Genomic DNA, 16,078 nt, shown 5'->3' with positions numbered 1-16,078 from the left:
GGAGCGGGCTTGCTCGCGAAGGCGGTGTGTCAGGCAACTTATGTGTCGGCTGAAATATCGCTTTCGCGAGCAAGCCCGCTCCCACAGGGGTACGACGTCGCTGATCACTAATATGTCAGGCCAAACTCTCGCCAATCTGCGCCGCCAGTTGCACCAGCATCCCCGGCACTTCCTGGACCATTTCGCCCATGCGCGCAAAGTCGTGGGTCATGCCGGTTTTTACCTCCAGCACCAAAGGTTGACCCGCCGTGCGCAGTTTCTCGGCCCAGGCCAGGCCTTCATCGAGCAACGGATCGTACTCGGCCAGCCACAGCACCGTCGGCGTCAGCCGTTGCTCGCACTCGGCGTACAAAGGCGAAAAACGCCAGTCGGTGCGGTCCGCTTCAGTGCGTTGGTATTGCTGGTAGAACCACTCCAGCGTGGTGGCCTCCAGCAGGTAGCCTTCGGCGAATCGTTCAAGGGACGGGCGCTTTTTTACCGCGTCGATCACCGGGTACAGCAGCACTTGCAGGCGCGGCACAAGCGGCCAGCCCAATGGGTCCTGGGCAATGGCGATGCACAGCGATGCCACCAGGCTGCCGCCGACGCTGTCCCCCGCCAGCGCAATGCGCCCCGCGTCCAGGCCCAACGCCTTGGCTCCGGTGATGGCCAGCCAACGGGTGATGTCTTCGGCATCGTGGTAAGCGGTGGGAAAACGGTGTTCCGGCGCCAGGCGATAATCCGCCGACAACACGGCAAACTCCCCCGCCAGCGCCAGACGCCGGCACAGGGTGTCGTGGGAATCGAGGCTGCCCACCACGTAGCCGCCGCCATGGAAGTACAGCAACACCGGGCGCGGTTCGCTGTCCGGTTGCGGTTTGGCGTACAGCCGCGCATTGAGCACATGACCGTCCCGCGCAGGAATGCTGACCGCCGTAACCGTCAACGTGCCCGTCGGGGCCGCATCGAGCAACTGTGAAGTCTGTTCGAACTGCTGCCTTGCTTCGCCGGGGCTCAGCTCATGCATGGGTTGGCTTTTGCCGCTGAGGCGGCCGAACTCGGCCAGCTCTAGAAATCCTTCGATGTCCGGGTGCAGTGCCATGGGCGGTAGTCTCCAAAAATAAACAGGCTCGCCCAATAAACGAACCGTGAGGGCCGTTCATTAGGGCGAGCCTGTTTTTGTCGCGGGCAAGCCCTAGAGCTGCGGCACCACCTCCCGGCCCAGCGCCGCCACCACTGCGTCCAGACATTCGCCCTGCTGCAGGATATCGAAGTGGCCGGCCGTTACCGTTTGCACCTTGCGCAGCCGTGGTTGCTGGCGCTCCAGGGTCGCGCGTTCGGTCGTCGGGTTGCCATCGGCCCACCAGCAATGCAGTTCGGCCTGAGGAATCGGCAGGCTTTCGACCTGCCGCGACAGCGCCTTCAACCGCGTGCTGACCATGAACGTCTGGGCCAACTCATCGGCACCGAGCAGCGCATAACCGCTGGCCTGATCGCTTTCGCTGTCGATCACCGCGCGAATGATCCGCGCCACGGCGTCGTGGTCCCCCGCCGACTCGCTACTCAACACCCGGGCGATCACCTCGCCATCCATGCCCAAGGTTGCACCGAGGAACTCGGCCAGATCCGCGCGCCACTCATTCGGGCCGGCGACGGCATTGGCCTGGGTCGGCACAAAGCTATCCACCAGACCGACGAATGCCACACGCTGGCCCAGCTGTTCGAACAGGTCACTCACCATCAACGCCAACGCCCCGCCCAGCGACCAGCCCAGCACGTGGTACGGGCCCTGGGGTTGCCGGGCGCGGATCGCCTCAACGTAGTCGGCGGCCATCTGCGCAAGCGAGGTGTCGTGCCACTGCCGGTCGAGCAGCATCCGGCATTGCACGCCATACACCGTGCGTTCGCCCTCCATGCGTCGGGCCAGTGGCTCGTAATCGAACACTGTGCCGAAACCGGCATGCAGGCAGAACAGCGGCGGTTGGTCGTCAACCACCTGGTTGAGCAGCAACAGCGGTTGCGGACTCTGCCGCACGGGCTGTTCATCGACACCGGACAACCCGGCAATCGTCGGCTTGGCCATCATGTCCCTCAGCTTGAGCTGGAAACCAGGCTCATTCAGGGCACGGACTTTCGAGATCACCTTGAGGGTGCGCAGCGAATCGCCGCCCAACTCGAAGAAGTTGTCGGTGATGCCGACCTTCTCGATGCCCAATACCTGCTGCCAGATGTCCGCCAGCGCCCATTCCAGCGGTGTGCGCGGGGCCACGTAGTCGCGACCGGTGAAGGCCGGATCCGGCAAGGCCTTGCGGTCGAGCTTGCCGTTGGGGGTCAGCGGGAAGCGCGGCAGCACTACGACCTGCGTCGGCACCATGTAGTCGGGCAGGCTTTCGCGCAACGCCGCCTGGCAACGCGGGCCGAGGCCATCGTCGGCAGCCGCCACCACGTAACCCACCAGTTGCGGCCCCTGGCCGTTGTCACGCACCACCACCAACGCGTCGTTGACCCCGGCCTGCTCGCGCAGTTGCGCTTCGATTTCGCCCAGTTCGATGCGGAAGCCGCGCACCTTGACCTGGTGGTCGATACGCCCGACGTAATCGAACACGCCATCCTCGCGACGGCGCACCAGGTCGCCGGTGCGGTACAGGCGCCCGCCCTCGGTGCTGAACGGGTCGGCGACGAAGCGCTCGGCAGACTGCCACGGGTGGCGATGGTAGCCGCGCGCGACACCCCGCCCGCCGATGTACAGTTCGCCGACCATGCCCACCGGCAGCGGGTTGAGGTCCATGTCCAGCACATGCAGGCTGCGGGTGCCGACGCGCCGGCCGATCGGCGCATACATCGCCTGGCAGTGGCCGTCGGCGGCGATTTTCCACAGCAGCGGCGTGACCACGGTTTCCGTCGGGCCGTAGCCGTTGACCAGGTATTGCGGCTTGAGTGTGTGCTTGACCCGTTCGAAGGTGGCGTCCGGCACCGCATCGCCACCGAAGCAATAGATGCGCACCGGCGGTGGATCGCCACCCTGCAACTCGGCGTGTTCGGCCAGTTGCAGCAGGTACGCCGGCGGGAAGCAGGCGACGCTGATGCGCTGGTGATGCAGCACCGCCAGGGTCTGCTCGGCGGTCCACAGGGTGTTGTCGCGGATCACCAGGGTCGAGCCGCTGATCAGCGCGGTGATCCAGCGTTCATGGGCACCGTCGAAGGCGAACGACATGAAATGCAGCTCGCGATTGTCCGGGTCCATCTCGTACAGCTCGGCGATGGCTTGCACGTGCATGCTCAATGGCCCATGGGCGACGGCGACGCTTTTCGGCTTGCCGGTGGAGCCCGAGGTGTAGATCAGGTAGGCCAGTTGCTCGGCGTGCACAGAACACGAACGCAGCGTCACATCGACATCAAGGTTCAGGCGATCTACGGCGACCATCGCCGTGCCCGGATTGAGTTGCGCGCTATCGCGCAGCCGCTCCTGGGTCAGCAACAGGCGCATGTCGCTGTCGGCCATCATGTAGCGCAAGCGTTCCTGCGGGTATTGCGGGTCCAGCGGCACGTAGGCGGCGCCGCACTTCATCACCGCCAGCAGCGACACCACCAGCTCCAGCGAGCGCTCCATGAACACGCCGATCACGTCTTCGACCTGCACGCCTTGTTCCAGCAGATGCGCCGCCAGGGCATCGGAGCGACGGTCCAGCTCGGCGTAGCTCAACTGCTCGGCGTCGCGCTCGGCGTAACTGAGCACCAGCGCCGTGTGATCCGGTTGCAGTCGCGCACGCTGGCGGATCAGCTCGTGCACCGGCGTCTCGTCACCCTCGGCCACCACCGGTAGTTCGCCGTCCAGCGCCCGGCCTTCGTCCAGGGTCAGCAGGCCCAGCTCACCGACGGCGCGCCCGGCGTCGTCGCACAGACGCTGCATCAGGCTTTCCATGTGGCCGCGCAGGACTTCGACGGTCGCCAGATCGAACTGATCGCGCTGGTGCATGTACTCGATGCGCAGCCCTTCATCGAGGCTGACCATCAGGTCCATGGCGAAGCTGGTCAGGCCGAAATCGGAGACGTCCTCGAAACGCAGGGAGTCGCCGTTCCACTCGCGCAGGGTGCGGTCCACCGGCTGGTTTTCGAACACGATGATGCTGTCGAACAACGACTGCCCGCCCTGCCCGGCCCAGCGCTGGATATCGCTGAGCGGGGTCTGCTGGAAGTCGCGGATGTCGAGGTTGTAGGCCTGGATTTCCCGCAGCCAGTCGCCGACGCTGACCTCAGTCGGCACACTGTTGACCACCGGCAAGGTGTTGATGAACAGCCCGAGCATGTTCTCCGAGCCGTTGAGGGTTTCCGGGCGGCCGGACACGGTGGCGCCGAAGGTCACCGTGCGCTGGCCGGTGTAGCGCTGCAACAGCAGCAGCCACGCGGCTTGCACCAGGGTGTTGAGGGTCACTTGCTGTTGCTGGGCAAACGCCTGCAAACCCGCAGTCTGCACGGCGCTCAGGTGCGTATAGATCGCGTGATAACCGGCTTGCGGCGCCTTGACCGGCAGTGCGCGGGCCAGGTGCGTGGCGCCTTCGAGATTATTGAGTTTGTCTTTCCAGAACGCCTCGCTGGCCTCGGCGACTTGCTGGCCGAGCCAGTCGATGTAGTCGCGATAGGCGGCCACCGGCTCGTGCTCGTCACCGCTGTAATGGCGCAACACTTCACCGATCAGGCGCGACACGCTCCAGCCGTCCATGAGGATGTGGTGGTAGGTCCAGATCAGGCGATAGCGGTCGTCCTCCAGACGTACCAGCAACAGGCGCAACAAGGGTGCGCGGTTCAGCGAGAAGCCGCGTTCGCGCTCCTCGAGGGCCAGTTCGCGTACACGCCCGAGCTGATCATCCAGCCCGCGCCAGTCCAGTTCGGTCAGCAGCGAAGGCGCATCGCGCAGCACCACTTGCAGCGGTTCCTTGTCGCCTTCCCAGAGGAATGCGGTGCGCAGAATCCCGTGACGCCGGGCGGCGTCGGCCAAGGCTTCACGGAAACGCGCGCCATCAACCCCGCGCACGCCCACTTCGATCTGGTTGACGTACAGCCCCGAGTCGCCGTCCTGCACCGAGTGGAACAGCATGCCCTGCTGCATCGGCGACAGCGGATAAACATCCTCCACTTCGTCTGCCGTCAATTCCAGCGCCTGATATTGCGCTTCACTCAGTTCGATCTTCGCTACCGGTTCAACCACAGTCGGCGCGGCTTGATCCGCCGTGAGCGGTTGAGCGACCGTGGCCAGTTCGGCGATGGTCGGGTGGCTGAATACGTCCTTGGGGGAAATGCTCAACCCGGCCTTGCGCGCGCGGCTGACGGCTTGGATCGAGACGATGGAATCGCCGCCCAGTTCGAAGAAGTTGTCTTGCATGCCAATCTGCGGCACTTCGAACAATGCTTGCCACACTGCTTGCAGCGTTGTTTCCACGGCATTGCGCGGCGCGATGTATTCACGCACTTGCTGATCCGGTTGCGGCAATGCGCGGCGGTCGAGCTTGCCGTTGGGCGTCACCGGCAACTGGTCGAGCAGCAGCACGTGGCTTGGCTGCATGTGCTCGGGCAGTGCGTTGCGCAGGTGTTGCTTGAGTGGATCGAGGGCGGCATCACCTGTGACGTAAGCCACCAACTGCTTGGACTTGCCAATGTCGAGAGCGATCACCACGGCCTCGCGCACCGAAGGATGCTCCTGCAGGCAGGCTTCGATTTCCCCCAGTTCGATGCGTAAACCGCGGATTTTCACTTGATGGTCGATGCGCCCGACGTATTCGATCACGCCGTCCTCGCGGTAACGCGCCAGGTCTCCAGTGCGGTACAGGCGCTCGCCCTGCTCACCGAAGGGGCTGGCAACGAAACGCTCGGCGGTCAGGTCCGCACGGTTGTGATAACCACGGGCCAGGCCGATGCCGCCCAGGTACAGCTCACCCACGCAACCCTGCACCTGCGGTTGCAGGCAGTCGTCGAGGATGTAGGTCACCAGGTTGGCAATCGGATAACCGATCGGCACGCTGAAGCCGCCGTCGTCGACACAGGTCCAGTGGGTCACGTCGATGGCCGCTTCGGTCGGGCCGTAGAGGTTGTACAGGCCGACGTTCGGCAGCACGCGGAACAGGCTGTGCTGCAAGTCCGCCGACAAGGCTTCGCCGCTGCACAGGATCTGCCGCAGGCTGGCGCAACGCTCGAAGCCTTCGCCCTGGACAAACGCCTGCAACATCGACGGCACGAAATGCAAGGTGCTGACCTGGTACTGCTCGATCAGATTGACCAGTTGCGCCGGATCACGATGGGCACCCGGTTCAGCCAAGGCCAGGCGTGCGCCCACCATCAGCGGCCAGAAGAACTCCCAGACCGACACGTCGAAACTGAACGGGGTTTTCTGCAACACGGTGTCGCGCCCGTCCAGTGGGTACGCGCCCTGCATCCACGCCAGACGGTTGTACAAGGCATCGTGACGGTTGGCCGCGCCCTTGGGTTTGCCCGTGGAGCCGGAGGTGTAGATCATGTAGGCCAGCGATTGCAGCTCGACCACGCAGGGCAGGTTTTCTTCGCTGCGGCCTTCAAGCAACGGCGCCATGTCGTCCAGGCAGATCGCGGTGGTGGCGGCTGGAATCGGCAACTGTTGCAGCAGATGCCGCTGGGTCAACAGCAGGTGCACGCCGCTGTCATCGAACATGTGTTCCAGGCGTTCGCGCGGGTAGTCCGGGTCCAGCGGCACGTAGGCGCCACCGGCCTTCATGATCGCCAGCAGGCCGATCACCAGCTCCAGCGAACGCTCGGCGGCAATGCCCACCAGCACTTCGGCGCCGACGCCCTGGCTGCGCAGGTAGTGCGCCAGCCGGTTGGCCTGTTGGTTGAGTTCGCGATAGCTGAGGGTCTGGCTGGCAAACACCAGGGCCGGGGCCTGCGGGGTTTGCAGCACCTGGGCTTCGAAGCACTGGTAGACCGGGCGCACGTCCGGCCAGGCCTGCGCGGTGCAGTTGAAGCCTTCGACTTGCTGCGCCGTTTGTGCGGCATCGAGCAGGCTCAAGCGCCCCAAGGGTTGCTGCGGCGCACTGACCATGGCATCGAGCAACGCCAGCAGACGTGTGCTCAAGCCTTCGATGGCCTCGGCGCTGAACAGCGCCGTGTCGTAGTTGAAACGCAGGTCCAGGCATTCACCCAGCTCGGCGGCGATGGCCAGGGGGAAGCTGGTCTGGTCGTGGTGGCTGATGCCGGAAAACTTCAGCGCGCTGGCATTACCCTGCTCCAGCGCTTGCGCCACCGGATAGTTTTCGAACACCAGCAAGGTGTCGAACAGCGCTTCGCCAGAGTGACCGGCCCAACGCTGCACATCCGCCAGCGGCGTATATTCGACTTCGCGCAACCTGAGGTTGAGTGCCTGGACTTCATCGATCCATTGGCTGACCGTACGCTCGGGGTGCGGTGTGGCGATCACCGGCAAGGTGTTGATGAACAGACCTATCTGCTGCTCGATGCCCTGCAACTCGCTCGGACGCCCCGACACGGTGGCACCGAACGCCACCGTTTGCTGCCCGGTGTAGCGCTGCAACAGCAACAGCCACGCCGCTTGCAGCAGGGTGTTGGGCGTGACGCGGGCCTGACGGGCAAAGCCGCTCAGGCGCTCGGTGGCGGCGCGGTCCAGGCTCAGGTGCAGGGTGCGATGAGCATCACCCTGCCCCGCAACCGGCCCCGGCAAGGCGCCGGCCAGTCGCGTCGGCTCGGTGAACGACTGCAATTGCTCCAGCCAGAACGCTTCGCACGCGGCGCGATCACGGCTGCCCAGCCAGGTCATGTAATCGCGATAACTGCCAACACTCGGCGCGGGTATGACGCCGGAATACCGCTGCAGCACTTCGCCGAACAACTGAGAAGTACTCCAGCCGTCCAGCAGGATGTGGTGGTTGGTGAAGATCAGGTGATGGCTGTCATCGGCGGTCTGCACCAGGGTCAGGCGCAGCAAGGGTGCTGCCGTCAGGTCGAAACCGCGCAAACGGTCGTCCTCGGCCACGCGATCCAGCGCTTCAGTAGCGTTGGTTTGATCGCGCCAATCGAGCACGGTCAGCGGCAGCGTGGCGTCGGCCAGGATCACTTGCAGCGGCCGCGAGCCGTTGCTTTCGCTGAAGAACGCCGCGCGCAGCACTTCATGGCGCTGCAGCGTCTGTTGCCAGGCATCGCGGAACGCCTCGACGTCGAGACCCTGCACATCCACGCGCATCTGCGGCACATAGGCCCCGGCATCCGGGGCGAACAGGCTGTGGAACAACATGCCTTGCTGCATCGGCGACAGCGGCAGGATGTCTTCGATCTGGCTGGCCGCCAGCGACAAGGCATCCAGCTGCGCCTGATCGACGCGCACCAGCGGCACGTCGCTCGGGGTCAACCCGCCGGCACCGCTCAGGCAATGTTCGATCAGTTGTTGCAGTTCCAAGGCGTAGGCATCGGCCAGACGCTGCACCGCCTGCGGCTTGAACACTTCACCGCTGAAGGTCCAGCTCAGGCGCAGTTGCCCGGCGTAGACCTGGCCGTTGATGCTCAGGCCCCGGTCCAGTTCGGCCGATGCGCCCTGCTCGGCGCCACCGTTTTCCCGGGCCGGGCGCCATGGCGCCTGTTCGTCGAAACTGGCGTCGAACTGGCCCATGTAGTTGAAGGTGACCTGCGGCGACGGCAGATCCTCAAGGCCGGCGTCGGCCAGATAACGCAGGATGCCGAAGCCGATACCTTTGTCGGGCACGGCGCGCAGCTGTTCCTTGACCGCTTTGATGCTGCCGGCCAGATCAGTGGCCGGGGTGAGTTTCACCGGGAAAATCGAGGTGAACCAGCCCAGGGTGCGGGTCAGGTCGATGTCGTCGAACAGGTCTTCACGGCCGTGGCCTTCCAGCTTCACCAGGGTCGAAGTTTGACCGGTCCATTGGCCCAGCACCCGCGCCAGCGCCGTCAGCAACAGGTCGTTGACCTGGGTGCGGTAAGCCGCCGGGGCATCTTGCAACAGTTGGCGGGTCAAGGTGCTGTCGAGCACGGTTTCCACGCTGACGGCGTGCTGGCTGGCCAGGCTGCCTTGGGGATTGTCGGCAGGCAGTTCAACTTGCACGTCGCGGTACTGGTCTTGCCAGTAAGTGGCCTGGCTGGCCAACCCGGCACATTGCGCATGGGATTGCAGGCGAGCGGCCCAGGCCTGGTAGGCGCTGGTTTTCGCTGGCAGACGCAGGGGTTGAGCTTGCTGCGCCTGTTGATACGCGGTTTGCAAATCTTCCAGCAGCAATCGCCAGGACACGCCGTCCACCGCCAGGTGATGCACCACCAGCAACAGGCGCTGACCCGCCGCACCCATGTCCACCAGCAAGGCACGCAACAGCGGGCCGTCCTGCAGGTTCAGGCTGGCCTGCGCGGCGTTGCACAGTTCCAGCAGTTCATCGGCGTTGGCGGCCTGGCGCAGCCACAGCACCTCGGCGCTGCTCCACTGCTCGGCCTGGGCCTGTTGCCAGACGCCGTCGACAATACGCAAACGCAGGCGCAATGCATCGTGATGCTCCACCAATGCAGTCAAGGCCTGTTGCAGGCTGGCGCTGTCCAGCGGCTCGCGCAGTTCCAGCAGCAGCGACTGGTTCCAGTGATGACGGGCCTTGATGTCTTGCTCGAAGAACCAGTGCTGGATCGGCGTCAGCAACACCTCGCCACGCACCGGTTCCTGATCGATCACCAGCCCGGCACTGCGTAAAGCGACCTTCGCCAGGCTCTGCACGGTCTGGTGCTGGAACAGGTCCCGCGGGGTGATGCGAATCCCGGCCTGACGCGCGCGGCTGACCACCTGAATCGAGATGATCGAGTCGCCGCCCAGTTCGAAGAAGTTATCGTCGATGCCTACGCGCTCGAGCTTGAGCACGTCTTGCCAGATCGCCGCCAGCTCGGTTTGCAGCGCATCCATCGGTGCTGTGTACGCCTGCTGCGCCAGCGCCGCGTCGGGCTTGGGCAATGCAGCGCGATCCAGTTTGCCGTTGCCGGTCAGCGGCCATTGGTCGAGTTTGATCAGATGCGCCGGCACCATGTAATCCGGCAAACCGGCCTGCAAATGTTCGCGCAGGGACTGGCGTAGATCGCTGTCGTCGCCGGTCGCGGTGAACCACGCGACCAACTGCTGGCTGCCATTGACCTCGGGCGCCAGCACCAGCGCTTGTTCGATGGCCGGATGGCTTTGCAGGCGATCCTGGATTTCCCCCAGTTCGATGCGGAAACCGCGAATCTTCACCTGATGGTCGATACGCCCGGCGTACTCGATGCTGCCATCGGCGCAGTACCGCGCCAGATCGCCAGTGCGGTACAGGCGCGCGCCCGACTCGGCGGCGAACAGGTCCGGGACAAACCGCGTGGCGGTCAGGTCGGCACGCTGGTGATAGCCGCGAGCAAGGCCGGCGCCGCCGACGTACAACTCACCCACGCAACCCTTGGCCACCGGATTCAGGCGCGGGTCGAGCACGTACCAGCGCAGGTCGCCGATCGGCTCCCCCAGCGGCGAGCTGTTGGCTCCGTCGAGGTCGGCGCGGGACAGCGCTCGGTAGGTCACGTGCACGGTGGTTTCGGTGATGCCGTACATGTTGATCAGCAACGGCTGCCGGTCATCGAAGGCGTCGTACCACGGACGCAGGCTGGCCACGTCCAGCGCCTCGCCGCCGAACACCACGCATCGCAGGGCCATGTTTTGCGCGTTGGCGCAGGCGAACGGCAGCAACTGGCGGAAGGCCGAGGGCGTCTGGTTGAGTACGGTGATGCGCTCGTCACGCAGCAAGCGGGCGAAGTCCTCCGGGGAGCGGCTGACTGCGTGGGGCACCACCACCAGTTTACCGCCGTAGAACAACGCGCCAAAGATTTCCCACACGGAAAAGTCGAAGGCATAGGAGTGGAACAGGCTCCACACATCCTGCGCATTGAAACCGAACCAATGTTCGGTGGCGCTGAACAGCCGCGTCAGGTTGCTGTGGGGCAGCAGCGTGCCTTTCGGTTTGCCGGTGGAACCGGAGGTGTAGATGACATAGGCCAGGTTCGCTGGCGCGGTCAGGTTCGGCAGGTTGTCGGCACTGGCCTCGGACAGCCAGTCGCCTGCGTGATCGAGGCAGATCACTTCAATCTCTTCGTTCAACGGCAGGCGCGGCAACAGCGCGGAATCGGTCAGCAACAGGCGCGTGCCGCTGTCGGCGAGCAGGTAGGCCAGGCGATCCTGCGGGTACTCCGGGTCCAGCGGCACGTAGGCGCCACCGGCCTTGAGGATCGCCAGCAGGCTGACGATCATCTCCAGCGAACGCTCTAGGGCGATGCCCACCAACACGTCCGGGCCGACGCCGCGCTCGCGCAGGCGATGGGCGATGCGGTTGGCGCGGCGGTTCAGTTCGGCGTAAGTGAGGGTGACGCCGTCGCAGGTCACGGCAATGTTGCTCGGGTGCGCGGCGGCCTGGGCTTCGATCAGTTGATGGGCGCACAGCAGGTTCGGCTGATCGCTGGTCAACCCGGCAGTGCGATTCCAGTCGAGCAAGGTGGCCTGCTGCTCGGAGGTATCGAGCATGCACAGGTCCGCCAGGGCAACCGTACTGTCAGTGCAAATCGCCTGTAACAGGTTCAGCCAGTGCCGGCCGAGACGCTCGATGGTCGAGGCGTCGAACAGTTCGGTGGCGTAGACGAACGACGCGTGGATGCCCTCGTCGCCATCGACGGTGTCGAGCATCAGGTCGAACTTGGTGGTTTTCTCATCCCAGATCAGCGGTTCGACACTCAGCTTCGACAAGTCCCAGCGTTGCGGGCCGCCACTGTCGCGCTGGTGGTTGAACATCACCTGGAACAGCGGCATGTGGCTCAGGCTGCGCTCCACACCCAGGCCATCGACCAGTTGCTCGAACGGCAGGTCCTGATGGGCCTGTGCGCCGAGTGCCGCGGCCTTGATCTCGGCCAGCAATTGCCCAAACGGCTGGTCGGCCCGTGGCTGGCTGCGCAGCACCTGGGTGTTGACGAAAAAGCCCAGCAGGTTTTCCACGTCCTGGCGGGTGCGGTTGGCAATCGGCACGCCGACACGGATGTCCTGTTCGCCGCTGTAGCGGTGCAACAACGTCTGCAACGCCGCCATCAGTAGCATGAACAAGGTGCAGCCTTCGCGGCGGGCGAGCTCACGCAACTGCGCGGTCAATGCGGCAGAAACTTCCAGCTCGACGCTGGCACCCTGCTGGCTCGGGATCGCCGGGCGACGACGGTCGGTCGGCAGATTCAGTGGCGGATGTTCACGGCCCAACTGTTCGCGCCAGTAATCGAGCTGACGTTCGGCCTCGCCGGCCTCCAGCCACAGGCGCTGCCAGCGGGCAAAGTCGGCGTATTGGATGCCCAGCTCTGGTAGCTGCGGGGCCTGCCCGGCACTTAGCTGTGCATAGAGTCGGGTGAACTCCTGCAACAGGATCGGCAGCGAGCCGCCGTCGGTGACGATGTGGTGGAAGGTCAGCACCAGCACATGTTGCTGTGCATCGAGGCGGATCAAGCGGCAGCGCATCAACGGGCCGCGCTGCAGGTCGAACGGCTGCTCGGCGTTGAGGGCGATCTGCCGTTGCAGTTCGACCTCGTCGCCAGCCCTGACTTCGACCAGCGGCGCATCCATCCGTGGGTGAATCTTTTGCAGCACTTGCTGCTCATCGAAGACGAAGGTAGTGCGCAGCACTTCGTGACGCTGTACCAGCGCGCCCAGGGTTTGCGCCAGCGCCTCAGGGTTGAGCTCGCCGCTAAGGCGGAAGGCACCGGTCAGGTTGTAGGCGGTGGCCTGGGGCTGCATCTGCCAGAGGAACCACAAGCGCTGCTGCGCGTAGGACGCTGGCAACGTGTCGACGGCGCGGTCCCGTGGTGGGATCGGCAGCAGTTCCAGGGTCAGCCCCTGGGCGTGCATCTTTTGTTGCAACGCACGCCGGGCGTCCGCGCTCAAGCCGCAGAAACGCTGGGCCAGGGTCATCATTCTGTCCGGTGCAGCACTCATTGCGCGTGTTCCTCATCCACTTCGTCGAACAACGCTTCGAGGGCGTCTACATCGTTTTCTTTATGTTCACTGTGCTCACGGAACTGCTCGATCTGCGCCGCCAGTCGTTCCAGGGTGTCACCGTCGAAAAACAGCTTGAGCGGGATCGCCAGGTTCAGTTCTTCCTGAATCCGCGCACGAATGCGCGTGGCCAGCAGCGAGTGCCCGCCGAGTTCGAAGAAGTTGTCGTGCACGCCGACACGCTCCACGTGCAGCGCTTCGGCCCAGATCGCCGCCAGGGTTTTTTCCAGTTCGTTGCGCGGCGCGATGAAGACGCTGCGGCGCACATCGAGATCGAGCAAGGCCTGGCGATTGAGTTTGCCGTTGGGCATCAGCGGGAAACGCTCCAGCACCTGCAAGCGCGTCGGCTGCATGTGCTCGGGCAGCGCTTCGGCCAGATAGCTACGCAATTCGTTGAGGCGGATGTCGTCGGTGTCGGCCGGGGACACCACGAAGCCCAGCAGTTGCGGACCGGTCGGGGTTTCCCGGGCAATCACGGCGGCGTCTTCGATGCCCGGCGCGTTGCGCATGGCCGACTCGATTTCGCCCAGTTCAATGCGGAAGCCACGGATTTTCACTTGATGGTCGACCCGGCCCAGATACTCCAGCACGCCATCGGCGCGATAACGCGCCAGGTCGCCGGTGCGGTACAGGCGCTGGCCCGCCGCCTTCGCGAACAGGTCGGGGACAAAACGCTCGGCCGTCAGCGTGGCCCGTCGCAGATAGCCCCGGGCGATGCCGGCCCCACCGACATACAACTCGCCTTCGACGCCCACGGCCACTGGTTGCAGGTCCGGGCTGAGCACGTGGAGGCGCATGCCGGCAATCGGCTGGCCGATCGGGATGTTGTCATCGTCCTGATCAAGCGGCAGTTCCCAGGCCGAACACCACACGGTGCCTTCGGTCGGGCCGTATTCGTTGACCAGCGCCACCCCCGGCAATGCCTCGCGATGTCGCTGTAGCAGTGCGTTGCCGCAGGCTTCACCGGCGACGATCACACAGGCCAACGCCTGACGGTCGAGGTGCTCGAGAATCTGCGCGTGGTAGGACGGCAGGGTCAGGTAATGGGAAACCTCTTCGCGCTGGATCAACTCGGCCAGTCGGGCCGGATCCTTGTAGCTGTCTTCGTCCGGCAGGCACAGGGTCGCGCCCTGCCCCAGCGCCCAGAAAACCCCGGCCACCGAGCTGTCGAAGGAGAACGACGAGAGCATCAGGAAAGCCCGCAGCGGCTGGCGATAAAAAGCATTGCGCGCCAGGGTCGAGGCCACGGCGTTGGCATGGCTGATCATCACGCCCTTGGGTTTGCCGGTGGAACCAGAGGTGTAGATGACGTAGGCCAGATTGGCGCTGTCGCCCTGTGGCTCTGGCCGGGTTGGCGCAGCGGACCAGACTTCGGCCCCCGGCATCAGGGAAACAATCCGTTCACTGTGCAACGTTTCGGGTAGCGGCTGGCAGGCCAGCACATGGCGCGCGCCGGTATCGGCGAGCATGAACGCCAGACGTTCGATCGGGTAGTTCGGGTCCAGCGGCAAGTACGCGGCGCCAGCCTTGAGCGTGCCCAGCAACGCGATGACCATTTCCAGGGAGCGCTGGCCGTAGACCGCCACGATCTGGTCCGGCGCCACGCCTTGGGTGTGCAGGGTATTGGCCACTTGGTTGGAGCGCGCATCCAGTTCGGCATAGGTCAGGCGCTGACCGTTGACGCTCAGGGCGATGCGTTGCGGATGCAGGCGCGCCTGTTCACTGAACAGATCCTGCAGGTAGCGACACGGCAATGCCTGCTCGGTGGCATTCGGGTTGAAGCCTTCGATCAGGCGAGTCCGTTGCGCAGCACTCAGCAGATCAGCCTGAGCCAGGGTCAATTCGGGCGACCCCAGCAATTGGCGGCTGAACTCGACAAACTGCTCCAGCCATTCGGTCAGCATTGATTCGGGCAGCGCAGCGTCAAGACACGACAACTGCAACTGATCGCCCTGCATCCGCAGGCGCAGGACTTCGGGGTTACCGTCATCCACCTCGATAGCGCTTTCAATGGCGGCCTGATAGACGAAGCCGTAACGCAACGGCGCGGTGCCTTCGGCGCTCAGTTCGAATTCATTGAGGCAATCGAGCCACGACAGCGACTGTTCGACGCTGGCGGCAAACGCCACCAACGCTTGCGCCAGGGTCTGCTGGCTGCGGTGTTCGAAAGCCACCGGCAAACGCCGGGCGAAGCGTCCGAGGGTGGCGATGGTTTGCTCGTTGCGCCCCTCCACCTGCCAGCCCATCAGCAGCTTTTCCTGATGGCCGATGCGCGCAACGAATGCGGTCCACAGCAAAAGCGCCAATTGCTCTGCCTCAACGCCAGCTCCGGCAGCGACCCGTTGCACGCCAGCCAGCCATGGGGCGTCAATCAACGTTGCCCAACGACGAACCAGGGTGACGTCGACGGCTCTTTCGAACGGCAAGCGATGAACCACGGCGAACTGCTGTTGCAGATTGCGCCAGAACGCCGCGCCCTGGTGGCCGATGTCTTCTTCGCGCAGTTCTTCCTGCCATGCGCTGTAGTCCAGGTATTGCAGCGCGTCCTCGTCGTCGCCCAGGGTTTCACCGCGCAACAGGCTGCCCAGTTCACTCGCCAGCACCCGCAGCGATGCCTCGTCGAAGCTGCATGCCGGGGCCAGCAGGGTGATGAACGGCTGCCCTGCTCCGTCTTCAACGTGTGCCACCACCAGCGCCTGACTCGAATCTTCAACCATTGCTTCGCGACTGCGGCTCAAGGCCTCGGCCACCGAAGGCTGGTTACCCAGCAGTGTGAGCGGCAAGCCATCGCACAGGCTTTGCACCGGCCACTTCATGCCCGGCAGGCGGCGGTACAGCGTGCGCAGGATTTCATGGCGCTGACCGAGGGCTTCCAGTGCCCGGCGCAACGCCCGTGCGTCCACTGCTTTGCCGACCGGCAACATTAGCGCGGCGAACAGCGGCCGTGCGCCCAACTCCTGGGCCCGCAAATAAAAGGCCTGCTGGGCCGAGGTCTGGAATACGTCTACCGAAGGTTCGAGGGCGGTGGTGTTCATGTCG

General features: G+C 64.5%; 3 protein-coding genes. All 3 read right to left on the bottom strand.

Features of this window, described 5'->3' with window-relative positions; translation table 11 throughout:
• Nucleotides 1-115: 115 nt before the first annotated feature.
• Nucleotides 116-1,081, bottom strand: a complete 966-nt coding sequence (locus KGB28_RS11625) for an alpha/beta hydrolase (protein ID WP_223445090.1) — start codon at nt 1,079-1,081, stop codon at nt 116-118.
• 93 nt (nt 1,082-1,174) lie between these two features.
• Nucleotides 1,175-12,979: a non-ribosomal peptide synthetase gene (locus tag KGB28_RS11620; RefSeq protein WP_223445088.1), complete on the bottom strand. Its 11,805-nt coding sequence runs from the start codon at nt 12,977-12,979 to the stop codon at nt 1,175-1,177.
• The gene (locus KGB28_RS11615) at nt 12,976-16,074 is read right to left on the bottom strand and encodes a non-ribosomal peptide synthetase (protein ID WP_223445086.1); all 3,099 of its coding nucleotides are present in this window, start codon (nt 16,072-16,074) and stop codon (nt 12,976-12,978) included. Before KGB28_RS11615 ends, KGB28_RS11620 begins: the two co-directional genes overlap by 4 nt.
• Nucleotides 16,075-16,078 lie beyond the last annotated feature (4 nt).

Origin of the sequence: Pseudomonas sp. BF-R-19 (genome assembly GCF_019956445.1) — a bacterium.
Lineage (GTDB): Bacteria > Pseudomonadota > Gammaproteobacteria > Pseudomonadales > Pseudomonadaceae > Aquipseudomonas > Aquipseudomonas fluorescens_BH.
The sequence above is the reverse complement of the archived record's forward strand: the minus strand, read 5'-3'. Positions and strand labels throughout refer to the sequence as shown.

Bases quoted from the DNA above. Each gene is read 5' to 3' on its own strand.
- KGB28_RS11625 (WP_223445090.1), bottom strand. From the start codon at position 1,081: ATGGCACTGCACCCGGACATCGAAGGATTTCTAGAGCTGGCCGAGTTC.
- KGB28_RS11620 (WP_223445088.1), bottom strand. From the start codon at position 12,979: ATGAGTGCTGCACCGGACAGAATGATGACCCTGGCCCAGCGTTTCTGC.
- KGB28_RS11615 (WP_223445086.1), bottom strand. From the start codon at position 16,074: ATGAACACCACCGCCCTCGAACCTTCGGTAGACGTATTCCAGACCTCG.